Below are 23,793 nucleotides of genomic sequence, written 5' to 3' on the forward strand. Positions count from 1 at the left end.
TTGTTCGATAAATCCGTTGACATCATGAACATCCGTTGTTAAGATAAACATGAATTCAAAACACGAACCTCATATAATCTTGGGAATATGGCCCATAAGTTTCTACCCAGTTACCGTAAATGACTGGACTATGCAGGATAGTGAACAAAACTGACATGGCGTTTCAAAAGCGAACAGCGCTTACCATGGCCCGGTTTGTGTTGCTTCCTAACAATGCAATGCAAATCGGGCCTTTTTGTTCGGCGTTTGACAAGCTGCTTAGGTTTGGGAAGCGTGTCAAACGATACAAAATCGAATATCAGCTTAAAGGTGGGGACAAAATGAAGCCGCTTGTAGGTGTCATCATGGGAAGTACATCTGATTGGGAAACAATGAAGAATGCGTGCGATATCTTAGAGGAATTAGACATTCCGTATGAAAAACAGGTAGTATCCGCACACCGGACACCTGACTTGATGTTTGAATATGCGACAGAAGCAAGAGGTAAAGGACTAAAAGTCATCATTGCCGGTGCTGGAGGCGCAGCACATTTACCGGGGATGGTCGCAGCGAAAACGACACTGCCGGTCATTGGTGTGCCCGTACAATCAAAAGCACTAAATGGACTGGATTCCTTATTATCCATCGTTCAAATGCCAGGCGGTGTACCAGTTGCGACAGTGGCGATTGGCAAAGCCGGTGCAACAAATGCAGGCCTTCTAGCCGCGCAAATGATTTCAGCATTTGATGAAACAATCGCTTCTCGCCTTGAAGAAAGAAGAGAGCAAACAAAACAGACTGTACTAGAAAGCAGTGATCAGCTTGGCTAAGCAGACCATTTTTCCAAACGCAACCATCGGTATTATCGGCGGAGGACAGCTTGGCAGATATATGGCCGTCAGCGCAAAGCAAATGGGATACCGGGCAGCTGTCTTAGACCCAGTCGCACAATCTCCTTGTGGACAGGTTGCTGATATAGAAATCACAGCTGCTTATAGTGACCTCGATGGGATTCGACAGCTGGCAGAAATCAGCGATGTCGTGACATATGAATTTGAAAATATTGATTATGATGCACTTAATCAATTGAAGGAAGAAGCCAATTTACCGCAAGGAAGTGAACTTCTTCTTTTAACTCAAAATCGTGAAACGGAGAAAAAAGGGATTGTAGATGCAGGCTGTGAAGTCGCACCTTACCGCATCATTCATGATGAAAAAGAGCTGGAAGACGCAGTAACCGTACTTGGTTTGCCAGCCGTGCTGAAAACATGCAGAGGCGGCTACGACGGAAAAGGGCAGTATGTGATCAAGGAAAAGGGACAGCTTCACGAAGCAGCTGAATTGCTCGCACATGGAGCATGTATTTTAGAAAGCTGGGTCCCATTTCAAATGGAGCTCTCGGTGATCGTCACTCGTTCTATTCACGGGGAGATTGCGGTATTTCCAGTCGCTGAGAACATTCATAAGCACAACATTTTGTTCCAAAGCATTGTGCCTGCAAGGGTAGAGGAAAGCATTCAGGAGAAGGCAAAAGTGCTGGCAACGACACTGGCTGAAAAGCTAGCACTAGTTGGTACACTTGCTGTAGAACTGTTCCTGACAAACGAAGGAGAGCTACTCGTCAATGAACTGGCGCCTCGCCCGCATAATTCTGGTCATTATACGCTCGATTTATGTGAGACGAGTCAGTTTGAACAGCATATTCGCGCGATATGCGGTTTGCCGCTTGGCGGTACAGCCCTTTTATCAGAGGGCATGATGGTGAACTTATTAGGCGATGAAGTAGACATCCCAAAAGAGCATCCTGAGCTTCTCAAAGAAGCGAAGCTTTATCTATATGGAAAGCATGAAGTAAAAACCGGCCGCAAAATGGGTCATATGACTTTTATGAAACAGCTTGATGATGAATGGATGACAAACATCACAAAGATATGGACTGAAAGAGATGGAGGAAACGGGAAATGATCGAACGTTACGCACGACCAGAAATGTCAGCAATCTGGACAGAGGAAAACAAATTTAATGCATGGCTTGAAGTAGAAATTCTCGCTTGTGAAGCTTGGGCAGAGCTCGGCGTTATTCCAAAAGAAGACGTTGTGACTATGCGCAAGAATGCAAGCTTTGATATTGATCGTATTCTAGAGATTGAACAAGACACGCGCCATGACGTGGTTGCCTTTACGCGTGCTGTATCTGAATCTCTAGGAGAAGAAAGAAAGTGGGTTCATTACGGGTTAACCTCTACAGACGTAGTGGATACGGCGCTTTCATATCTATTAAAGCAGGCGAACGATATCTTGCTCAAGGACATTGAGAGATTTGTTGACATCCTAAAAGAAAAAGCAAAAGAGCACAAATATACCGTCATGATGGGCCGTACACACGGTGTACACGCTGAACCGACAACATTTGGCCTGAAGCTTGGTCTTTGGTACGAAGAAATGAAGCGTAACCTAGAACGTTTTAAACAAGCAAAAGCTGGCATCGAATACGGTAAAATTTCTGGAGCTGTTGGCACATATGCGAACATCGACCCGTTTGTTGAGCAATATGTATGTGAGAAGCTTGGCATCAAAGCTGCACCAATCTCAACCCAAACCTTGCAGCGTGATCGTCATGCCGATTACATGGCTACTCTTGCACTCGTCGCAACAAGCATTGAGAAATTTGCTGTTGAAATTCGTGGACTTCAAAAGAGTGAAACACGTGAAGTAGAAGAGTTCTTTGCAAAAGGACAAAAAGGATCATCAGCAATGCCGCATAAACGCAACCCAATCGGCTCTGAAAACATGACTGGAATTGCCCGCGTCATCCGTGGATATATGCTGACAGCTTATGAGAATGTACCACTTTGGCATGAGCGTGATATTTCTCATTCGTCTGCTGAGCGCATCATTTTACCAGATGCAACGATTGCACTGAACTACATGCTCAACCGTTTCTCAAACATCGTGAAAAACTTAACGGTCTTCCCTGAGAACATGAAGCGCAACATGGACCGCACACTTGGCTTAATTTACTCACAGCGCGTTCTTCTTGCATTAATCGATACAGGCATGGCACGTGAAGAGGCATATGATACGGTTCAGCCGAAGGCAATGGAAGCGTGGGAAAAGCAAGTCCATTTCCGTTCATTAGTAGAAGCGGAAGAAAAAATCACATCACGCTTAACACCTGAACAAATCGCTGACTGCTTCGATTACAACTATCACTTGAAAAATGTCGATATGATTTTCGAACGTCTAGGTCTTGCGTAAGAAAAGGGCCACCTGCTTGTCAGGTGCCCAATCCTGAAAATTGCCAACATTCAAATTAGGAGGCCAACCTGAATGACTGTGAAACAAGAACTTCTCTACGAAGGCAAAGCGAAAAAAATCTATCAGACCGATGACGAGCAAATTTTATATGTCGAATATAAAGATTCAGCGACAGCATTTAACGGCGAAAAGAAAGCTGAAATCGAAGGCAAGGGCAGACTGAATAACGAAATTTCAAGCTTAATCTTTCAAATGCTACATGAGAAAGGGATCAACAATCACTTTGTGAAACGACTTTCTGAAACAAAGCAGCTCATTCAAAAGGTGCAGATTGTGCCGCTTGAAGTCGTTGTACGAAATGTGGTGGCAGGCAGTATGTCAAAGCGCCTTGGCATTCCAGAGGGAACAAAACTGGATACACCATTGATCGAGTTTTACTACAAAGATGATGCACTCGGCGATCCGCTCATTACAGAAGATCATATTCGCATTTTAGATGCAGCGACACCAGAGCAGGTCGAGGAAATGAAGCAGATCACAAGACAAGTAAATGAAGAGTTAAAGCAAATCTTCTCAGACTGCCATGTGAATTTAATTGATTTCAAGCTTGAATTCGGAATAGATCACGAGAATCGTATTTTGCTAGCTGATGAGATTTCACCTGATACGTGCAGGCTTTGGGACAAAGATACAAACGAAAAGCTTGATAAAGACGTGTTCAGACGAAACCTGGGCGGCTTAACAAATGCATACGAAGAAATTTTCAAAAGACTTGGAGGCCATAAACATGTATAAAGTGAAAATTTTTGTCAGCTTAAAAGAGAGCGTTCTTGATCCACAAGGAAGTGCCGTGCAGCACGCCTTGCACAGCATGTCTTATCAGGAAGTAAAGGATGTCCGTATCGGGAAATACATGGAGCTTGTCATTGAAAAATCAGATCGTGATTTAGACACAGTCGTCAAAGAAATGTGTGAAAAATTACTGGCCAACACGGTGATTGAAGATTACCGCTATGAGGTGGAGGAGGTTGTCGCACAGTGAAGTTTGCAGTGATCGTCTTGCCTGGCTCTAACTGTGATATCGATATGTACCATGCGATTCAAGATGAGTTAGGTGAACAAGTTGAATATGTATGGCACGACGAAACGAGTCTAGACCGATTTGACGGTGTACTCGTACCAGGCGGTTTCTCTTATGGGGATTACTTAAGATGCGGTGCGATTGCTCGCTTTTCAAACATCATGCCGGCGGTGAAAAAAGCAGCTGCGGAAGGAAAACCTGTTCTTGGTGTTTGTAATGGGTTCCAAATCCTTCAGGAGCTTGGCATTCTTCCAGGTGCGATGAGACGAAATAAAGACTTAAAATTTATCTGTCGTCCAGTTGAACTCATTGTAGAGAACAACGAAACGCAATTTACAAGCGGCTATCAAAAAGGCGAATCCATTTCGGTTCCTGTAGCGCACGGTGAAGGCAACTTCTACTGTGATGAAGACACTTTAGCGAAGCTGATTGAAAATAACCAAATCGCTTTCACTTACGGAGACGATATTAACGGCAGTGTCAATCGAATTGCAGGTATAACGAATGAAGAGGGCAATGTACTCGGCATGATGCCGCACCCTGAGCGCGCGGTGGATACATTACTAGGCAGCGCAGACGGACTTAAATTGTTTCAATCTATCGTGAAAAATTGGAGGGACACTCATGTCACTACTGCTTGAACCAAGTCACAAGCAAATTAAAGAAGAGAAATTGTATCAGCAAATGGGATTGAGTGATGAAGAATTCGCTTTAATCGAATCCATTATTGGCAGGCTGCCAAACTACACAGAAATAGGCATTTTTTCTGTCATGTGGTCAGAGCATTGCAGTTATAAAAACTCAAAGCCTGTCTTAAGCAAATTCCCGACAAAAGGAGAGCATGTTCTTCAAGGTCCTGGGGAAGGCGCTGGAATCGTTGATATTGGAGACAACCAAGCGGTTGTATTTAAAATCGAATCACATAACCATCCATCTGCGATTGAACCGTATCAAGGAGCAGCTACTGGTGTCGGCGGAATTATCCGTGATGTATTCTCCATGGGTGCGCGTCCAATTGCTGTACTAAACTCTCTTCGTTTTGGTGAACTGACTTCACCGCGCGTGAAGTACTTGTTTGAAGAAGTAGTGGCAGGGATCGCAGGCTATGGAAACTGTATCGGAATTCCTACAGTCGGCGGAGAAGTTCATTTTGATCAAAGCTATGAAGGCAATCCGCTCGTGAATGCGATGTGTGTTGGATTAATCAATCATGAGGACATCAAAAAAGGGCAGGCAAAAGGTGTCGGCAACACGGTAATGTATGTTGGTGCTAAAACCGGACGTGACGGTATTCACGGTGCAACATTTGCGTCTGAAGAATTTTCTGATGAATCAGAAGAAAAACGTTCAGCGGTTCAAGTCGGTGATCCATTCATGGAAAAACTTTTGCTTGAAGCGTGCCTTGAAGTCATCAAAAACGATGCGCTCGTTGGAATTCAAGATATGGGAGCGGCTGGCTTAACAAGCTCAAGTGCGGAAATGGCGAGTAAAGCAGGTTCTGGGATTGAGATGAATTTAGACCTCATTCCGCAGCGTGAAACAGGCATGTCCGCATACGAAATGATGCTGTCTGAATCACAAGAGAGAATGCTTCTAGTCATTGAAAAAGGCCGTGAGCAAGAAATCATTGATATTTTCGAAAAATACGATCTTGAAGCGGTATCAGTCGGTCATGTGACAGACGATAAAATGCTTCGTTTACTCCATCAAGGTGAAGTGGTGTGTGAACTTCCTGTTGATGCTCTTGCAGAAGAAGCACCGGTTTATCATAAGCCGTCAAGCGAGCCTGCATACTATCGTGAGTTTTTAGAAACGAAAGTGGAAGCTCCAGCGATCACAGATGCAGCAGAGACATTAAAGCAGCTCCTTCAGCAGCCAACGATTGCAAGTAAAGAATGGGTCTATGATCAGTATGACTACATGGTTCGGACAAATACCGTCGTTGCACCTGGCTCTGATGCAGGCGTTTTAAGAATCCGTGGAACGAAAAAAGCTCTAGCGATGACAACAGATTGTAACGCACGTTATCTCTACCTTGATCCAGAGGTCGGCGGGAAAATCGCCGTCGCAGAAGCAGCACGTAACATTGTCTGCTCAGGCGCTCGTCCACTTGCAGTGACAGATAACCTGAACTTCGGTAACCCAGAGAAACCAGAAATTTTCTGGCAAATTGAAAAGTCTGCTGACGGGATTAGCGAAGCATGCCGCACGCTAAGCACACCAGTTATCGGTGGGAACGTCTCTTTATATAACGAATCAAATGGAACAGCGATTTACCCAACACCAGTCATTGGGATGGTTGGTTTGGTCGAAGATACTGCTCATATTACGACGCAATCGTTCCAGCAGGCTGGCGATGTCATTTTCGTCATTGGTGAGACGAAGGAAGAATTTGCAGGCAGTGAGCTTCAAAAGATGACAGAAGGTCGTATTTACGGAAAAGCACCGGAAATTGATTTGAACGTAGAGCTTTCGCGTCAAGAAGCCCTGCTAGCCGCGATTCAAAATGGTCTCGTTCAATCAGCACACGATGTGTCTGAAGGCGGACTTGGTGTAGCACTTGCTGAAAGTACATTTGGAACTGACGGGCTTGGTGCAGATATCCAAATCGATTTAAACAGCGAAGCTTCATTATTCAGTGAAACACAGTCACGTTTTGTCGTCACAGTTAAACTGGAGCACCGCGAAGCGTTTGCTGCGGCTGTCAAAGATGCGAAAGAAGTCGGAACGGTTACAAATGATGGTGTGTTTACTGTCAAAAATCAAGAAGGACAACAATGGATTCATGCAGCGGTCAACGAGCTTGAACGTGCATGGAAAGGAGCGATCCCATGCTTGCTGAAATCAGAGGCTTAAATGAAGAGTGTGGTGTCTTTGGGGTTTGGGGACACGAAGAAGCCCCGCAAATCACATATTACGGATTGCATAGCCTTCAGCATCGAGGACAAGAAGGTGCGGGAATCATTGCAACAGATGGTGAGAACCTCACATCACACAAAGGCCTTGGACTGATTACGGAAGTCTTTCAAAACGGTGAGCTAAAGGATTTGAAAGGAAAAGGTGCGATCGGACACGTTCGATATGCGACAGCAGGCGGAGGCGGCTTTGAAAATGTGCAGCCCCTCTTCTTCCGTTCGCAAAACAATGGCAGCCTTGCCCTTGCTCATAATGGGAACTTAGTGAATGCAACGCAGTTAAAACAGCAGCTAGAAAACCAAGGGAGTATTTTTCAGACCTCTTCTGATACCGAAGTGCTGGCTCATTTAATTAAGCGCAGTGGGCATATGGAATTGAAGGAACAGATCAAAAATGCGCTGTCCATGCTTAAGGGAGCATATGCTTTCTTAATCATGACGGAAACAGAAATGATCGTGGCGCTTGATCCAAACGGCTTACGCCCGCTTTCACTTGGTATGCTTGGGGATGCTTATGTTGTCGCTTCTGAAACATGTGCATTTGATGTTGTCGGTGCCACATATTTACGTGATGTGGAGCCTGGCGAAATGCTGATCATTAATGATGAAGGCTTAAAATCTGAGCGCTTCTCGATGAATATTAACCGCAGCATGTGCAGCATGGAATACATTTATTTCTCAAGACCTGACAGCAATATCAACGGCATCAATGTGCATAGTGCGAGAAAGAGTCTTGGCAAAAAGCTTGCTGAGGAAGCGCATGTCGAAGCAGATGTTGTGACAGGTGTACCAGATTCCAGTATTTCTGCAGCGATTGGATATGCCGAAGCAACAGGTATTCCGTATGAGCTCGGTTTGATTAAAAACCGTTATGTTGGCCGGACGTTTATCCAGCCGTCTCAAGCATTGCGTGAGCAGGGCGTACGGATGAAGCTGTCTGCTGTGCGCGGGGTAGTCGAAGGAAAGCGTGTTGTGATGGTGGATGATTCCATCGTACGCGGGACAACGAGCCGCAGAATTGTCACGATGCTAAGAGAAGCGGGTGCGACGGAAGTCCATGTACGCATTAGTTCACCGCCAATCGCACACCCATGTTTTTATGGAATTGATACATCCACACACGAAGAGCTGATTGCTTCATCTCATTCAGTGGAAGAAATTAGACAGGAAATCGGTGCGGACACCATTGCATTTTTATCTGTAGACGGTTTAATGGACGGGATTGGCAGGAAGTATGATGATCCGCAGCGCGGTCAGTGTTTAGCATGCTTTACTGGGAAATACCCGACCGAAATATATGAAGATACGGTTCTTCCGCATGTGAAGGAAACGGTCTTGACGAAATAATCGAATAAAGGAGCAGCAGTCAAGATGAGTTGATATGCTGCTCTTTCATTCTGCCGAAAATACATGGAAAGCAGCAGCTAAAAGGAGTGAATGGGATGTCAGAAGCATATAAAAACGCCGGTGTCGACATCGAAGCAGGGTACGAAGCCGTCAAACGAATGAAAACACACGTTGAACGTACAAAACGAGCAGGTGTTATGGGCGCTCTAGGTGGATTTGGCGGTATGTTTGATCTATCTGAGCTGCCATACAAAAAGCCCGTTCTTGTTTCAGGAACAGATGGTGTCGGAACGAAATTAAAGCTTGCCTTTTTAATGGATAAACACGATACGATCGGCGTCGATGCCGTGGCCATGTGTGTCAACGATGTGCTTGCACAAGGGGCAGAACCGCTCTTTTTCTTAGATTACTTAGCCGTTGGAAAAGCAGATCCGGTAAAAATTGAATCCATTGTCAAAGGTGTGGCTGACGGATGTGAGCAGTCTGGTTCAGCACTTGTCGGCGGTGAGACAGCCGAAATGCCAGGTCTTTACACAGAAGAAGAATATGATATTGCTGGTTTTTCAGTAGGTGTAGTTGAAAAGGATGAAATCGTAACGGGAGAGGGCATCAAGGAAGGGCATTTGCTTATTGGACTCAGCTCAAGCGGAATTCATAGCAATGGATACTCTCTCGTTCGTAAAGTCTTGCTGGAAGACGCTGGTCTTGACCTGCATCAAACGTATGAACCTTTTACAAGACCGCTCGGAGAAGAGCTTCTTGAACCGACAAAAATTTATGTGAAGCCCGTACTCAAACAAGTGAAAGCCGGCAAGGTTGACGGCATGGCACATGTGACAGGCGGCGGTTTTATTGAGAATTTACCACGTATGCTGCCTGAAGGTCTTGGTGTTGAGGTAGATAACGGCTCATGGCCAGTACCACCCATTTTCTCCTTTATTCAAGAAAAGGGTCAGTTGAAGGCAGAAGAGATGTTCAACGTGTTTAATATGGGCATTGGCTTTGTCCTAGCTGTCAAAGAGGACGATCTTGTGGATGTGATTAGCGGACTTGAACAGGATGGAGAGAAAGCATTTCTCATCGGACGTGTTCAAAAAGGAGAAGGTGTCACATTCGGCGGTGGAAGCCTCTCATGAAGAAGTTTGCGATCTTCGCCTCTGGAAGCGGGACGAACTTTCAAGCCATTATAGATACGTTAAAAGAAGAAAAGTGGCAGGCAGAGGCCGCCATTGTGATTTGTGATAAACCGGGTGCAAAGGTGCTGGAGCGTGCTGAGAAAGAGGGCATTCCCTCCTTTGCTTTTACCCCGAAGGCTTTTCCGAATAAAGCCGCTTTTGAACAAACAATCATCGAACAACTGAGGCTTCATGAAGTAGAATGGGTTTTCCTTGCGGGGTATATGAGACTAATCGGCCCGACATTACTTGAAGCATACAAAGGGAAAATCGTGAATATCCACCCATCCTTGCTGCCAGCTTTCCCTGGTCTTGATGCCATCGGACAGGCGTATCAAGCAGGCGTCAAAGTGGCAGGCATCACCGTCCATTTTGTTGACGAAGGGATGGATACAGGTCCGATTATTGACCAAGCCGCGATCTATATTGAACAAGGCGAAGAGCTTGAATCAATTGAAAAAAGAATGCATGAACTAGAACACACACTATATCCAAAAGTGATCAAATCACTTTTAGAATTATCTTAATGAGGTGACGAAGGCATGACGATCAAACGCGCATTAATCAGTGTTTCCGATAAAACGAATCTTGTACCTTTTGTGAAAAAATTAACAGAACTTGGTGTTGAAGTCATTTCAACTGGAGGTACTCATAAGCTTCTTCAAGAAAATGGCATTGATGTCATTGGGATTTCTGAAGTCACTGGATTCCCTGAAATCATGGACGGACGACTCAAAACGCTTCACCCGAACATTCATGGTGGATTATTGGCAGTGAGAGAAAACGATGAGCATATGGCACAGATTGAAAAGCATGGCATTCAGCCGATTGATCTTGTTGTCGTGAATCTCTATCCATTCAAAGAGACGATCTCAAAAGACGATGTAACGTATGAAGAAGCAATTGAAAACATTGATATTGGCGGACCGGGAATGCTTCGTGCGGCATCGAAAAACCACCAAGACGTCACAGTGATTGTCGATCCTCGTGATTATGATACAGTCGTTCAGCAAATCAAAGAAGGCGGCGTGTCACTTGAGAAAAAACGTGAGCTTGCGGCGAAGGTATTCCGTCATACAGCTGCTTACGATGCCCTCATTGCAGATTATTTAACGAACTTTGTTGGCGAAACAGAGCCAGAGCAGTTCACCGTCACGTTTGAGAAAAAACAATCCCTTCGTTATGGAGAAAACCCGCACCAAGCGGCGACTTTCTATGAAAATGCTCTTCCAAGCAAAGGCTCTTTAGCTACTGCAACGCAATTACACGGAAAAGAGCTTTCCTACAACAACATCAAAGATGCAGATGCAGCTCTTCAAATCGTACGTGAATTTACGGAGCCAGCGGCTGTTGCTGTAAAACATATGAACCCATGCGGCGTTGGTACAGGAGAAACGATTGCAGAAGCGTTTGACCGTGCCTTCAAAGCAGATGAAACCTCTATTTTTGGCGGCATTGTGGCGCTTAACCGTGAAGTTGACAAGCAAACGGCTGAGGTGCTCCATACGATTTTCTTAGAAATCGTCATCGCTCCATCGTTTAGCCAAGAAGCGCTTGACGTGTTAACAGCGAAAAAGAACCTTCGTCTATTAACATTAGATGTAGAAGCGGATCTTGAGAAAAAAGAAAAGCAGCTGACAAGTGTTCATGGCGGACTGCTTGTGCAGGATATTGATACGTATGGCTTAGAGGAAGCAACGATCTCTATTCCAACGAAAAGAGAACCTACAGAAGACGAATGGAAAGACTTAAAGCTTGCTTGGAAAGTCGTCAAGCATGTGAAATCAAATGCGATTGTCCTTGCAAAAGATCAAATGACAGCAGGGATCGGCGCTGGTCAGATGAACCGCGTGGGCTCAGCAAATATTGCGATTGAGCAAGCAGGTGAAAAAGCGAAAGGAAGCGCACTAGGCTCTGATGCATTCTTCCCGATGGGCGATACAGTGGAAGCTGCTGCAAAGGCAGGCGTCACAGCAATCATCCAGCCAGGTGGTTCCATTCGTGATGAAGAATCAATCCAAAAAGCAGATGAATACGGCATCGCCATGGTCTTCACTGGCGTTAGACATTTCAAACATTAAGGGGATGACAGTGTGAACGTATTAATTATCGGCAGAGGCGGAAGAGAGCATACCATCGCATGGAAAGTGAACCAAAGTGAACTTGTCAGCCAAGTATTTGTCGCACCTGGCAATGATGGAATGGCAGACGCTGCGAAGCTTGTACCGATCGACGAAGGTGATCATGAGGCATTAATTCGTTTTGCAAAAGACAATGAAATCGGCTTAACGATTGTCGGTCCAGAGGTTCCTTTAATTGCAGGTGTCGTCGATGCATTTGAAGAGGCAGGTCTAAAGGTATTTGGACCAAATGCAAAAGCCGCAGTCATTGAAGGCTCAAAGGAATTTGCAAAAGACTTAATGAAAAATTATGAGATCCCGACCGCCGCTTATGCCACTTTTACATCGTTTGAAGAAGCGAAGGCATATGTGGAAGAAAAGGGTGCGCCGATTGTCATTAAAGCAGATGGTCTCGCAGCAGGAAAAGGCGTGACAGTTGCGATGACACTTGAAGAGGCGATCAACTGTCTGCACGACTTTTTAGAAGATGAAAAGTTTGGCGATGCAAGTGCATCGGTCGTCATCGAGGAGTTTTTAACAGGTGAGGAATTTTCATTGATGGCCTTTGTCAATGGAGAAAAGGTGTACCCAATGGTGATCGCGCAAGATCATAAACGGGCATTTGAAGATGACAAAGGACCGAACACCGGCGGGATGGGCGCTTACTCGCCAGTTCCGCAAATTTCAGATGAAGTCGTCCAAAAAGCGGTGGAAGATGTCGTCAAACCGGCGGCTCGCGCCATGGTGCAGGAAGGGCGTCCGTTTACAGGCATTTTATATGCAGGCTTAATGCTGACACCAGAAGGCTCAAAGGTCATTGAGTTCAATGCACGCTTTGGCGACCCTGAAACGCAAGTGGTTCTTCCTCGTCTTGAATCAGATCTAGTTCAAGTCTTCCTCGACATTCTGGACGGAAAAGATGTGGACTTGCAGTGGAAAGACACTGCCGCTGTCAGTGTCGTTCTTGCTTCAGAAGGATATCCGGAGGACTACGCAAAAGGCGCGCCAATCGGTGCTTTGCAAACAACGGTGTCTGATGTCGTGACCTTCCACGCAGGAACAAAAAAAGAAAACGACCAATTCGTCACAAATGGCGGCCGTGTAGCGAATGTGACAGCATTTGACGACACATTTGAAGCGGCAAGATCAAGAGTGTATGAAGCGGTTGAAGAAATCATTCAACCAGGGCTATTTTATCGCCGTGACATTGGCGCCCGTGCGCTGAAGGCTGCGGGGAAATCTAAGCACTGAATTTCATACAGTACAGATGGTAGATAGTTAACGAATCTTTTGATTCATAGAATGATATGATAATAACAGAAAAAATATTGAAATATATATATAATGTGATAATATGGTTTTATGTCCAATTAATAGGGAGGTGAATACTATGAAATTATTAATTATGCTAACTGGAACTTTCGGTATTTCATCAGGTACTGCTGGTGCGATTTATGTAGCTTTAAATCAGGCTTTTAAAAGCGGAGCGTTATCAGTTGGGAGAGTTATGCTTTTAATGGCTGGCACAGGTGTTGGTGCACTATTAATTGGCGCTATTTTTGCTTTTGGTGGTGCTTTTATTATTAAGAAATTGAAAGCCGGCAGAGCAGCAACTGTAGCTTGGTAACAGTGATAAATCCGATATTACGATATCGGATTTATTTTTAATAGGAGGTAATATGTTTAGGATAGTTATATTGGAAATTAAAGCAATTACAAGACAATATAAAGATATATATAAGATCAGTTCTCAAGAGGCCTTTATGTATCTTCTTTTTTTTATGTTGACCATACTTTTATTTTACATACTCAGTTTATTTAAAATTAAGTTATTAAATGTTCAAAAAATCATTTATGTCTTTTCTATTTTCTTATCAATAAGCATTCATAAAAATTTCCTTTACGAATACGTAAAAAATAAAAGAATTGAATATCCCGAGGTTTTCCCATTAAACAGAGAAAAATTCTTTTACATCAAAGCAATAAAGTATGATTATATTGTACTGATGGAAAGTTTAATTATATTCATACCAATTGGAATAGCTTTTTGGTTAGCTGGTTACTCTTCATTATATAACGCTATATTTTTCATAATTACGGCACTTCTTATTTATTTGATAACAAATAATATAGTTTCAGTAGTGAAATTTTTAAAGATGAAGTTAGCAAAACCAGTGGTTACAATCTTTTTTAAATCATTGATGTTAGTCTCATTCTTTTATATTGTTTCAATAGCTATTAGTGAATTAGAAAAAATAATAGGTTATTTGTATAATGATAAAAAAATAGATCTAGTTACCTATTCCGATAGCCTTAGATATTTTTTCTCGTTAGATATATTTAATTCTATTTTTATAATGCTCAGCTTTATGATATTGTTGATAGTTGTTTTATTAAAAGTCTTACTATATTCCCGATTAAATTTAGTGAATAATATGGAAAATAAAAGAGGGATGTTATTTAACAGAAGATTCTTCAAGTCGCCGATATTAAATAAAGAAATTAAATATCTTACATCTCAAGGTATATTAGAAAAGGTTCTTACCAACTCTTTTGTTTATTTCATCGCAAGTATGCTTTTATTAATGCTCAATTTTATAATTAAAGTTGAAATAATAATTCCTAATAATTTAGTATTGTTGTTATTGATTGGTGAGAGTTTGAGAGCAGTTGAGGAGTTATCAAAAAATTATTTAGGAAATGAAAAAAAATACGTAGAAAATTATATTCTTTCTGGGTTTGATTTAACTAATTTGTTAATAAATAAAATCATACTAAACAACATTATTATTTTGGTTAGCATGCTTCCAATTTTAATTTTATTTACTATTATATTTAAATTCTCACTAGCATTTTTTCTTTTAGCCCTTGTATGTCTAATATTAAATACAATTAGTTTTTCAATAATAAGTGTTTATTTTAATAGTGCTAAAACTTCATTTGTGAATAAACTGGCAATCCCGCATAGATATGCTCCATATAAAAAAATGGCATTCAATACTTTGATTTTATACTCGAATTTAATTATTATTATTATTTTCGAACTGATTTTTAATGGTTGGTTTAGAATTTTTCTTAGTACTGTTTTTTTAATTGTACAAACATTAATAGTCATAATCAGTTTTTCTTTAATTTTAAGAAAGAAACGTGAGGTTTTGTATGGGGAATATTCTTATTCAGTATATAAAAAAAATAGATAGGGTGATGATAATTAGTATCATGCTATCTATTATCACACTAGCGATATCTTTTTTTACAGGATTTAATATGAAAGATAGTTTTGTTGAAAATCATCTAGAACTAAGTTTTTGGGATATTTTTATAAATAATTCCATAGTATCTATTATGTTTTTTTTAGGAGCTATAACCTTTGGTTTGTTAAATTTTATATATCTTTTTATAAATGGTTACTATATCGGGACAACATTTTCATATAAAATTTCTAGTGAAGGTCTTCAACAAACAATTGACCTTGTTTTCTGGCATGGATTATTAGAAGTACCTTCACTAATTTTGAGTTCTTCATTAGGGTTTGTACCGTTGTTATTGGTAATAAGCAGTGCGCACTCAAGTAAAAAAATAAAAATAAAAAAATATCTAAAGTATGCAGTAGTGGTTATTTTATTAGTATTTATTTTAAATGCTTTGGCAGCCCTAATAGAGAGTATGACATTTTAAAGGAGGATTATATGTACATATCGAACATTTTTAATCAAAAGAAATATATAGTGTTGTGTTTATTTATTAGTATCTTGTTGTATTCTCTAATATATCAAAATGTAGACACTGGTATAAAATCCGCATTTAATGATATTATCAAAGCTTCAGGTACGGATATAAATTCATTAGAGTTTGAAGGAATAAAGAAGATTGAGTCAATATTGTCAAGTGTCTATTTTCAACTACCTATGCAACTCATTACAAGTTTAATTAACTTGTATGCAATTGGTGTTTTATACTTTATTTTTAATAAAGTCATAAATATATTTAAAACTAAGAAGACTGAGCTTACTTATTCAGGAATTGTCAATATACTTTATGTGGGGCTGTATATTCAAGTAGTTGATCTCGTAGTGCAATCTATAATAATGATAACTTCTAAAACTTCTTTAGACTACTATCAAAATTCATGGTCTTCTATATATTGGTTGTACTTTATTCTAATTCAAACAACAGTAGTTATAATGCTTTTCAAAAAGTATTATAATGTTCTGTTCTCTCCTGTAATCTTCTTTTTATTTCTAATCTTGATTCAATGTGTAATAAGGTTTGGTGATTTCTTTTGAGTTTACTAAGTGTTAGAAATGTTACTAAAGTATTTGAGCGGGAAAAAATCATTTTGGATAATATATCTTTAGACTTAGAAGAGAATGATATTACGTTTATTTTGGGGTCAAACGGTGCCGGGAAAACAACATTATTGCAGATACTTTTAGGATTAATTGAAAAGCAAGAAGGTGATATTTTATTTGAAGGGAAAAAATTGAATTATCCTCTATCAAATGAGTTTAAAAGAAAAATCGGCTATGTTTCAGATCAACCATTATTAATTGAGTATTTAACTGCACTAGAAAATTTAGAGTATATTAGTTTTATCTACAATGTTAAATATACCCAAAACGATTTCATTGAAATCCTACAAAGGTATGGTTTAATGGATGTTGATGATAAATTGGTAAAGAACTTTTCTCGAGGAATGCGTACAAAATTAAATCTATGTTTTTTAGATATTATTGATCCAATGGTTATCTATATGGATGAACCGACAATCGGCTTAGATGTAATGAGTATTCAATATCTAACATCTAAAATTCTGGAGTATAAAAAAAATGGTAAGACTCTTCTCATCACATCTCATGATATGGCCTTTGTTATGCAACTTGCTGAGCATATATATATACTTCACGGTGGAATAATTAAACGTATGAACGATTTGAAGGTCAATTCTTCTAATTCTTTAAAAGCATTTAATGAATATATACAATCAGAAATAAAAACAATGAACGGGGACATAGAAAATGATTTTTAAAGGATTTATTGTTTTTTCACTATTTTTACTTATCCTAACTATTGTTTTTTCAAATCTTTTGATGTTTCAAGCAGAAAAGCAAAACAAAGTCAAAAAAGCCTCAGCCATTAGCTATATGATCATTTCGATTTTTTCTGGCATTGCTATTTCTTCATTTTTAATTTGGAAGTTTTTCATTAGCTAAGAGAGGAATGAGTGTATGGTGCAATTGAAGAAACTTGCAAACGAGCGTTTTTCTGCCTTGATCTGTATTGATTCATTTAATGAGCGAATCCGATTAGATGATTATAGCGGGAGGGTGCGGGATGTCATTCAATCCGTTCTTCAGGAAGCGGCGGCCTGTAAGGCTTCTAAGGTCATTGTGAAAGTAAGACGTGAGCATGTGCCGCTTTTTTTAGAAAAAGGTTTTCGGCTTGAAGGCGTATTTTCTCATTATTTTCTTGGAAGTGACGCTTACGGTATGTCGCTTTTTCTCACTGAGGATCGAATGAACAGTTCGTATTGGTTGGAGGAAGATGAGATCGTAGCATCCATTCAAGCAAAAGAAATCAAAAAAGACCAAGGCACATGGCAGGATGAGTATGTGATGAGGAAAGCCGATCTGAAGGATGTGCACAAGCTGGCAGAGCTCTATGATACCGTCTTTGAAACGTATCCTACGCCAATGAACGAGTCAGATTACATCCAAAAGGTGATGGAGGAAGGGACTGTTTTTTATGCCGTTGAACATGACGGACACATTGTGAGTGCAGCATCCGCTGAAATCAATGCGCCGTATGGTCATGCGGAATTAACAGATTGTGCGACCCTTCCTTCATATAGAAAACTAGGATTCATGCATCATTTGATTCTAGCACTTGAAAAAGAACTCCAGTCGATGCATATCTATGTCTTTTATTCACTTGCCCGTGCACTGTCCTATGGAATGAATCAAGTGTTTTATCAGCTTGGATATACATATACCGGGCGCTTCCAAAACAACTGCTATATTTTTGACAAAATTGAAGATATGAATCTATGGGTCAAAACGCCGAATGAATCATGAAATGGTTCTCATCTGATCAAGCAGACCAGATAGGCGGTACGCCATGATACTGAGCTGCAGCTTCATCCGATCATCAGTGGATTTGAGGCTGCAGCCTGTTCTCGTTTCAATTTGTTTCAGCCGGTAGCTTAGTGTATGTCTGTGAATAAACAATTCTCCCGCAGATTTTTGAATATTTTCATTGTGTGCCAAATACACTTCGAGTGTATGGATCAGGTCAGCCCCTTGTTTTTTCGTATAAAGCAAAGGACTTAACAGCTCCACGTAAAAATCATGCAAATTCATACCCGCTTCATTCATTTCAAGAAGCATCCCATATAAGCCGAGCTTTTGATAATGAATGATGCTTTCGTCTGTTTTTAAAAGCGGAAGAAGCCTTGCTGCATACTGCGCTTCCTTTGCGCTTTTTGCAAAGAGACTGATTTGGTCATAGGCTCTCCCGATACCAATGACAATCGGATGGACGGGGAAAAAATAAGACCAAGTGCTCCGGCATTCCTCTGCTGCGCGATACCACTCCGCTTCTTGAAACACTTTTTTTCCGGCTGGTGTTAGGACAAAAATGGAATCGAGCCTTGTCTTTAGTAAAAAAGGAATATGTCTGCGTTCAAAGATCGAGGTGAGTAATTGCGATAGACGCTGCATCATTTGGTGATCGAGCTGTGTGTGCTGATGCTGGAATTGAAAGTAGATCACCACCTGCTCCTCGCTCATATCATATTGCAGCTTTGTTGCTTGTTCGACCACGTAGCTTTCTTCTGTATATTGCTGCTGCAAAATATCATCTAACAAATGTCCCTGCATTTGGTTTTCTGTATCTTGAATGGCTTTTTGCTTCAGCCATTCAATCGCATACACGGCCCCGGCATGCTCGATTGCAATCGCGTCGAGATGATGCCACGTATCCTTTTTCTTTAAAGACACAATGAACCCGAAAATATCACCCATCGCAATCACCGGACATGCGGCGAGGACAAATGCTCCGCACGTGTCATAAACGAGCCGCCCTTTTTCTTCTGCCTGCTTGAGAAGGGGCAAGGTTTCAATTGGTTCATGATCTGTCAGAAAGCCAAAAGCAGGAGAGTACGTCACTTCATCTTTTATGAGATGAGCCGCTGTTTGATGTAAAAAGACATCAAGAACGACAATGTTTGCTGCAGTGAGATGTGCCAGTTCCTCTGTAATTTGCGTCACATTTTTATTCCTTACATTTAATTGGGTCAGTCTTTGATGAATCGCGGATGAATATTTAAGCTGATGAAGCTGACTGCTCACGATTTGCTCTAACACGGCTTTTGTAATATCTGAGAAATTGATGTGTGGCGGAATCTCGATGAGCGGAATGCCGCTATTTTTCGCCGCTTGAATGAGTGATGCTGGAATGTCGCTTAAGTATACACCTTTATAAATAGCGATGGCTGATAGCCTTTTAGATTGAATCAATTCTTCAAGCCGGTCGCGTCTTTCTTGATTGTCTGCGAGTCCAAATCCGGTTGTGACGAGCAATTCTCCTTCGGAAAGCCTCGACGTGTCTTCGATGATTTCCACGATGGTCACCCATTGAATGAGTCGGTCCAGTCCATTTTCTCCAGCGAGCAGCTTTGTTCCCTTCATGATATCGAGCGAAAGTGCATCTTTGACGAGAATCGCCATAGACTCATGACCTCCTTTTGAACACTCTTATACACGATGTATAAAAAATGCGTCTGAAATTCGGGCATGTGGCGAATGGAGGATGACTGCCCTCTTGATTAAGCTAATCTTATAACAAGTATACAAAATTTTCTTGCGATTCATGAAAAAGAAAGAGGCAGCTGCTGACGAGAGAGGGAGGAATGGCAAAGTGGAGACCCGGGATTACTTAATCAAACCGATGTTGAATCAGCATTATCCTGTGGCTGTGAAAGGAGAGGGAATTTATTTATATGATCGGGACGGAAAAAAATATATAGACGGCTCATCGGGGGCTGTCACGGCAAGTATTGGACATGGCATACGTGAAATCGTTGATGCCATGACCGAGCAAGCGGAAAAAGTGAGCTTTACGTACAGATCACAATTCACAAATGAACCAGCAGAAGAACTTGCTTATGAATTGAGTACGCTTTGTCCAGGTAACCTGAACTGGTCTTTTTTTGTCGGAAGCGGATCAGAGGCAACGGAAACGGCTATGAAAATTGCAATTCAGCATTGGCAGGAGCAAGGAAAGGCTGAGAAGAATCACATTATCTCACGATGGATGAGTTATCACGGCATCACCCTCGGTGCACTGTCGATGTCCGGACATATTGCAAGGAGAGAGCGCTTTGAACCATTGCTCGAAAAGAACCCAGTGCTGTCTCCGCCATATAGCTATCGTTCATGGCTGCCGAAGGAAGAGGGCAAGCAGGTTGAATGGTATGTTCAGGAATTTAAAACCGTCATTCAGCGTATAGGAAAAGAGAGGATTGCCGCTTTTATTGCAGAGCCGATTGTCGGAGCATCGGGAGCGGCACTTGTACCGCCAGATGGATATTTTGATGCAATGAAGCGTGTCTGTGAGGAAAACGATATTTTAATGATTGCAGACGAAGTCATGACAGGCTTTGGACGAACTGGGAAAATGTTTGCGATGGAGCATTGGGGCGTCGTACCAGATATTATGGTTCTCGGCAAAGGGATGAGTGCTGGCTATTCACCGATTGCGGCAGCCGTCTCAGCGGATCATGTCATCGCACCAATTCTGAGCGGTTCCGGCTCTGTGATGGCAGGTCACACCTATAGCGGCAACCCGCTTTCAGCAGCCGTCTCACTGGCTGTCATTCGATATATGAAAAAACATCAGCTTCCTGAACGAGCGGATCTGTCTGGCCGCTATTTAATGAATGCTTTAAAGGATGTGCAAACAAACCATTTCATCATAGGAGATGTGAGAGGAAAGGGACTGCTCATCGGCATTGAGTTTGTCGCAGACCGTTTATCGAAAACACCATTTCCTGCCCATGCTCAAATGACGCATTTAGTCGTTGAGACAGCGAAGCAAAATGGCTTGCTCGTTTACCCAGCAAGCGCTGGAGAGGATGGAGTGGGAGGTGCAGCGGTCATGATCGCTCCGCCGCTTTCTATCACGCAGCAGGAGATGGATGAACTCATTCAATTATTTGAGCAGACAATCACGCAGGTCGAACAAGAAGTCATCAACCGAGGGTTTTTCCCATCTGCGATGTAGGGAGGAAAGATGATGAACAAAACAGTGAATGTAGATGAAGTGATCACGCATTTTAGGGACGGCATGACCATCATGTTTGGCGGATTTGGCGGCGTAGGGTCCCCGCCATCATTGATCGATGCCATCCTAGAAGCCAATATCAAAGATCTGACATTGATCGGAAACGATGCAGGCTTCCCGCAAATAGGTGTTGGCCGGCTGATCACAGAAGGAAGAGTCAAGAAGATCATTGCTTCTCATATTGGCTCAAATCCAATAGCCGGACAGAAAATGCAATCAGGTACACTAGATGTTCATTTTTACCCGCAGGGCATTCTAGCAGAAAAAATACGAGCAGGCGGGATGGGCTTGGCAGGCATTGTAACAGATGTCGGCATGGATAGCCTCAATCTTGATGAGAAGCAGCTCGTGCCACTAAACGGAAAGACATATATCCTTGAACCTGCGCTGACAGCGGATATTGCCATTGTGAATGCCTTCAAAGCAGATGAAGCAGGAAATCTGATATTTGATAAAAGTGCACGGAATACAAACCCGATTGTGGCGATGGCAGGAGACTGGACCATTGCGGAAGTGGAAGAGATTGTGCCTGTAGGTAGTCTTCATCCAGAAGAAATCGTGACACCAGGCGTATTTGTGAACCAGATCGTGCAATCAAAAGGAGTGAACTGGACATGGGCATGGGAGACAACGATATAAGACACCGCATAGCCAAACGGGCGGCGCAGGAAATTGAAGATGGCATGATCGTCAATCTTGGGATCGGCATCCCAACCCTTGCGGCTGATTACATTCCAGCGCATTACAACGTATGGCTTCATGCAGAAAACGGCATTATGGGGGCAGGCGCCTCACCAGCACAAGGAGAAGAAGATTCGAACTTGTGCAATGCCGGTGGTTTTCCTATTACGTTAACAAAAGGCGGCTCATACATGGACAGCACGACTGCTTTTGGCATCATTCGAAAAGGCATGCTGGATATGACCATTTTAGGTGCACTTGAAGTAAGCAGTCAGGGTGATCTTGCGAATTGGATTGTGCCAGGCAAACGAGTATCCGGGATGGGCGGAGCGATTGAGCTTGCACAAAAGGCGAAAAAGGTTGTGGTGGTGATGAGCCACCTCGATAAACACGGTGAATCAAAGGTGAAATCTGCCTGCACACTGCCCTTAACTGCTAAGTCTTGTGTGGATCTGATTATAACGGATATGGCAGTCATTGAGGTCAAATCGCAGCTGCTCATTTTACGTGAAGTCATGCCGCCGTATCAGCCGGAAGATGTCATAAGGGCGACAGAGGCACCTTTAATTTTAGCGCCTGATGTCAAATCTGTTGTGTAGAAAGGATGAATGACTTGCAGCCAATCACACGTATCAGAAGCTGGATGAGAGAGCACCAAGATGAAGCGATTGCGCTTCTTCAGCAAATGGTGCAATGTGAGAGCACCCAAGGGAATGAACAAGGTGTGCAGCAAATCGTAGCAAATAAGCTGTCTGCCATTGGTTTTGATGTAGATGTATGGGACATTGGCGGAGAAGACTTGCTAGAACACCCGTATTTCTATTCCCCGAGACGTTCCTTTAAAGGAAGTCCCAATGTCGCCGGACGATTGAAGGGAAAAGGGGGCGGCAAATCCATTTTATTAAATGGGCACGTCGATGTTGTGCCAGCAGGAGATACGAAACAATGGACATATCCGCCCTACAGCGGGCATATCATAAACGGGAGACTTTATGGACGCGGGGCAACAGATATGAAAGGCGGAAACGTTTCTTTACTCTTTGCACTAGAGGCACTGCATGCGCTCCAGATTCCGCTGAAAGGAGATGTCGTGTTTCATAGTGTCGTCGAAGAAGAGAGCGGCGGTGCAGGCACCCTTGCAGCCATACTGAGAGGGTATACAGCAGATGCGGCCATCATTCCAGAACCAAGTCATATGAAAATCTTTCCGATTCAGCAGGGATCTAAGTGGTTCAGACTGCATATTAAAGGAAGGGCAGCTCATGGCGGAACAAGATATCACGGCGTTTCCGCTATTGAAAAAGGTATGATCGTTCTTTCACATATAGCAGCACTTGAAGAAAAACGAAATCAGCGCATCACCGAGCCGTTATTTCAGCATATCCCGATTCCAATCCCCATCAACATAGGGAAAATTCAAGGCGGTGATTGGCCGTCCTCTGTAGCAGATCTGGTCACAATGGAGGGAAGACTTGGTGTGATGCCAGGTGAGACGGTTGAGCAGGCAGAGAAGGAACTAGAAAATTGGATGATGGGACTTGGGGAAAAGGATGAATGGTTCAAAGAGCATCCTGTTGAGGTCGAATGGTTTGGGGCAAGATGGCTTCCAGGCTCAATTGATACGGATCATCTACTTTTAGGTCTATTGAAGGAACAATATGAAGCGGTCAAGAAGGAGCCGCCAAAGATCGAAGCCGCTCCTTGGGGAACAGACGGCGGATTACTGTCACAGGCGGCAGGTATCCCGATCATCGTCTTCGGACCTGGAACAACGGAGCTTGCCCATTTCCCGAATGAATCCATCGACATTGAGCATGTGATTGAAGCAGCGGAAATTATCGCAGGTACGATGGTGGAATGGTGTGAAGCAGCGGAGTGATATGAAAACGATCACAA

The 23,793-nt window shown here is 42.5% G+C and carries 22 protein-coding genes and 1 riboswitch; of the genes, 21 read left to right on the forward strand and 1 reads right to left on the reverse strand.

The features are described from left to right. Window positions 1-49: 49 nt before the first annotated feature. A riboswitch (purine riboswitch) is annotated at window positions 50-151 on the forward strand. A 169-nt stretch (window positions 152-320) separates the two neighbouring features. The 17 genes from purE (at window position 321) to ablB (ending at window position 17,948) form a co-directional block, all read left to right on the forward strand. Beyond that, window positions 321-809, forward strand: a complete 489-nt coding sequence (purE, locus tag MKZ05_RS03340) for a 5-(carboxyamino)imidazole ribonucleotide mutase (RefSeq protein WP_230031543.1) — start codon at window positions 321-323, stop codon at window positions 807-809. Continuing rightward, a complete protein-coding gene (purK, locus tag MKZ05_RS03345) occupies window positions 802-1,944 on the forward strand; it encodes a 5-(carboxyamino)imidazole ribonucleotide synthase (protein WP_268458145.1) in 1,143 nt (380 codons plus the stop codon). Before purE ends, purK begins: the two co-directional genes overlap by 8 nt. Then, window positions 1,941-3,236 (forward strand): adenylosuccinate lyase, encoded by a 1,296-nt coding sequence (gene purB / locus MKZ05_RS03350; RefSeq protein ID WP_003213884.1) that lies wholly within the window; start codon window positions 1,941-1,943, stop codon window positions 3,234-3,236. The genes purK and purB overlap by 4 nt, the downstream gene beginning before the upstream one ends. 72 nt (window positions 3,237-3,308) lie before the next feature. After that, window positions 3,309-4,031: a phosphoribosylaminoimidazolesuccinocarboxamide synthase gene (purC, locus tag MKZ05_RS03355; protein ID WP_113386794.1), complete on the forward strand. Its 723-nt coding sequence runs from the start codon at window positions 3,309-3,311 to the stop codon at window positions 4,029-4,031. After that, a complete protein-coding gene (gene purS / locus MKZ05_RS03360) occupies window positions 4,024-4,278 on the forward strand; it encodes a phosphoribosylformylglycinamidine synthase subunit PurS (RefSeq protein WP_003214349.1) in 255 nt (84 codons plus the stop codon). The genes purC and purS overlap by 8 nt, the downstream gene beginning before the upstream one ends. Further along, the gene (purQ, locus tag MKZ05_RS03365; protein WP_044141518.1) at window positions 4,275-4,958 is read left to right on the forward strand and encodes a phosphoribosylformylglycinamidine synthase subunit PurQ; all 684 of its coding nucleotides are present in this window, start codon (window positions 4,275-4,277) and stop codon (window positions 4,956-4,958) included. The genes purS and purQ overlap by 4 nt, the downstream gene beginning before the upstream one ends. After that, complete coding sequence (gene purL, locus MKZ05_RS03370; protein WP_050945711.1) at window positions 4,942-7,173, forward strand: phosphoribosylformylglycinamidine synthase subunit PurL; 2,232 nt, start codon at window positions 4,942-4,944, stop codon at window positions 7,171-7,173. Before purQ ends, purL begins: the two co-directional genes overlap by 17 nt. Further along, window positions 7,149-8,579: an amidophosphoribosyltransferase gene (gene purF / locus MKZ05_RS03375; protein WP_003213939.1), complete on the forward strand. Its 1,431-nt coding sequence runs from the start codon at window positions 7,149-7,151 to the stop codon at window positions 8,577-8,579. Before purL ends, purF begins: the two co-directional genes overlap by 25 nt. 95 nt (window positions 8,580-8,674) lie before the next feature. Further along, window positions 8,675-9,715, forward strand: a complete 1,041-nt coding sequence (purM, locus tag MKZ05_RS03380) for a phosphoribosylformylglycinamidine cyclo-ligase (protein WP_034620207.1) — start codon at window positions 8,675-8,677, stop codon at window positions 9,713-9,715. After that, a complete protein-coding gene (gene purN / locus MKZ05_RS03385) occupies window positions 9,712-10,281 on the forward strand; it encodes a phosphoribosylglycinamide formyltransferase (protein ID WP_044141522.1) in 570 nt (189 codons plus the stop codon). Before purM ends, purN begins: the two co-directional genes overlap by 4 nt. A 15-nt stretch (window positions 10,282-10,296) precedes the next feature. Then, complete coding sequence (purH, locus tag MKZ05_RS03390; protein ID WP_284907767.1) at window positions 10,297-11,835, forward strand: bifunctional phosphoribosylaminoimidazolecarboxamide formyltransferase/IMP cyclohydrolase; 1,539 nt, start codon at window positions 10,297-10,299, stop codon at window positions 11,833-11,835. A 12-nt stretch (window positions 11,836-11,847) separates the two neighbouring features. After that, entirely contained in the window at window positions 11,848-13,125 is a 1,278-nt protein-coding gene (gene purD, locus MKZ05_RS03395; RefSeq protein ID WP_309217293.1) for a phosphoribosylamine--glycine ligase, read from the forward strand. A 139-nt stretch (window positions 13,126-13,264) separates the two neighbouring features. Further along, the gene (locus MKZ05_RS03400; RefSeq protein WP_212046334.1) at window positions 13,265-13,501 is read left to right on the forward strand and encodes a hypothetical protein; all 237 of its coding nucleotides are present in this window, start codon (window positions 13,265-13,267) and stop codon (window positions 13,499-13,501) included. Between the two features lie 70 nt (window positions 13,502-13,571). Continuing rightward, entirely contained in the window at window positions 13,572-15,074 is a 1,503-nt protein-coding gene (locus tag MKZ05_RS03405; RefSeq protein WP_339161396.1) for a hypothetical protein, read from the forward strand. Beyond that, window positions 15,034-15,552 (forward strand): stage II sporulation protein M, encoded by a 519-nt coding sequence (locus MKZ05_RS03410; RefSeq protein WP_212046332.1) that lies wholly within the window; start codon window positions 15,034-15,036, stop codon window positions 15,550-15,552. The genes MKZ05_RS03405 and MKZ05_RS03410 overlap by 41 nt, the downstream gene beginning before the upstream one ends. 604 nt (window positions 15,553-16,156) lie before the next feature. Beyond that, window positions 16,157-16,903, forward strand: coding sequence for an ABC transporter ATP-binding protein (locus MKZ05_RS03415; protein ID WP_212046331.1), 747 nt, complete (start codon window positions 16,157-16,159; stop codon window positions 16,901-16,903). Between the two features lie 199 nt (window positions 16,904-17,102). Further along, on the forward strand, window positions 17,103-17,948 hold the full coding sequence (ablB, locus tag MKZ05_RS03420; RefSeq protein ID WP_212046330.1) for a putative beta-lysine N-acetyltransferase: 846 nt from the start codon (window positions 17,103-17,105) through the stop codon (window positions 17,946-17,948). Here ablB and MKZ05_RS03425 read toward each other — a convergent pair. Beyond that, window positions 17,943-19,601: a PucR family transcriptional regulator gene (locus MKZ05_RS03425; protein ID WP_212046329.1), complete on the reverse strand. Its 1,659-nt coding sequence runs from the start codon at window positions 19,599-19,601 to the stop codon at window positions 17,943-17,945. The genes ablB and MKZ05_RS03425 overlap by 6 nt on opposite strands. Before the next feature lie 190 nt (window positions 19,602-19,791). On the opposite strand from MKZ05_RS03425, the gene MKZ05_RS03430 reads away from it, so the two are divergent. Genes MKZ05_RS03430 through MKZ05_RS03445 form a run of 4 tightly spaced genes read left to right on the forward strand, consistent with a single transcriptional unit; the run spans window position 19,792 to window position 23,776 of the window. Beyond that, window positions 19,792-21,156 (forward strand): aspartate aminotransferase family protein, encoded by a 1,365-nt coding sequence (locus tag MKZ05_RS03430; RefSeq protein WP_212046328.1) that lies wholly within the window; start codon window positions 19,792-19,794, stop codon window positions 21,154-21,156. A 12-nt stretch (window positions 21,157-21,168) separates the two neighbouring features. Beyond that, entirely contained in the window at window positions 21,169-21,855 is a 687-nt protein-coding gene (locus tag MKZ05_RS03435; protein WP_050945719.1) for a CoA transferase subunit A, read from the forward strand. After that, window positions 21,831-22,496, forward strand: a complete 666-nt coding sequence (locus MKZ05_RS03440) for a 3-oxoacid CoA-transferase subunit B (RefSeq protein ID WP_339161401.1) — start codon at window positions 21,831-21,833, stop codon at window positions 22,494-22,496. The genes MKZ05_RS03435 and MKZ05_RS03440 overlap by 25 nt, the downstream gene beginning before the upstream one ends. A 14-nt stretch (window positions 22,497-22,510) precedes the next feature. Beyond that, window positions 22,511-23,776, forward strand: coding sequence for a peptidase (locus tag MKZ05_RS03445; protein WP_050945721.1), 1,266 nt, complete (start codon window positions 22,511-22,513; stop codon window positions 23,774-23,776). The last annotated feature ends 17 nt before the right edge of the window (window positions 23,777-23,793 follow it).

This window comes from Bacillus sp. FSL M8-0277 (genome assembly GCF_037975305.1).
In the GTDB taxonomy this organism is placed as follows: Bacteria; Bacillota; Bacilli; order Bacillales; family Bacillaceae; genus Bacillus; species Bacillus pumilus.

Coding starts and splice junctions, on each gene's coding strand:
- MKZ05_RS03410 (WP_212046332.1), top strand. CDS start 15,034: ATGGGGAATATTCTTATTCAGTATATAAAAAAAATAGATAGGGTGATG.
- purE (WP_230031543.1), top strand. CDS start 321: ATGAAGCCGCTTGTAGGTGTCATCATGGGAAGTACATCTGATTGGGAA.
- MKZ05_RS03435 (WP_050945719.1), top strand. CDS start 21,169: ATGAACAAAACAGTGAATGTAGATGAAGTGATCACGCATTTTAGGGAC.
- MKZ05_RS03400 (WP_212046334.1), top strand. CDS start 13,265: ATGAAATTATTAATTATGCTAACTGGAACTTTCGGTATTTCATCAGGT.
- purB (WP_003213884.1), top strand. CDS start 1,941: ATGATCGAACGTTACGCACGACCAGAAATGTCAGCAATCTGGACAGAG.
- purN (WP_044141522.1), top strand. CDS start 9,712: ATGAAGAAGTTTGCGATCTTCGCCTCTGGAAGCGGGACGAACTTTCAA.
- MKZ05_RS03425 (WP_212046329.1), bottom strand. CDS start 19,601: ATGGCGATTCTCGTCAAAGATGCACTTTCGCTCGATATCATGAAGGGA.
- purH (WP_284907767.1), top strand. CDS start 10,297: ATGACGATCAAACGCGCATTAATCAGTGTTTCCGATAAAACGAATCTT.
- purF (WP_003213939.1), top strand. CDS start 7,149: ATGCTTGCTGAAATCAGAGGCTTAAATGAAGAGTGTGGTGTCTTTGGG.
- purM (WP_034620207.1), top strand. CDS start 8,675: ATGTCAGAAGCATATAAAAACGCCGGTGTCGACATCGAAGCAGGGTAC.
- purS (WP_003214349.1), top strand. CDS start 4,024: ATGTATAAAGTGAAAATTTTTGTCAGCTTAAAAGAGAGCGTTCTTGAT.
- purC (WP_113386794.1), top strand. CDS start 3,309: ATGACTGTGAAACAAGAACTTCTCTACGAAGGCAAAGCGAAAAAAATC.
- MKZ05_RS03440 (WP_339161401.1), top strand. CDS start 21,831: ATGGGCATGGGAGACAACGATATAAGACACCGCATAGCCAAACGGGCG.
- purL (WP_050945711.1), top strand. CDS start 4,942: ATGTCACTACTGCTTGAACCAAGTCACAAGCAAATTAAAGAAGAGAAA.
- ablB (WP_212046330.1), top strand. CDS start 17,103: ATGGTGCAATTGAAGAAACTTGCAAACGAGCGTTTTTCTGCCTTGATC.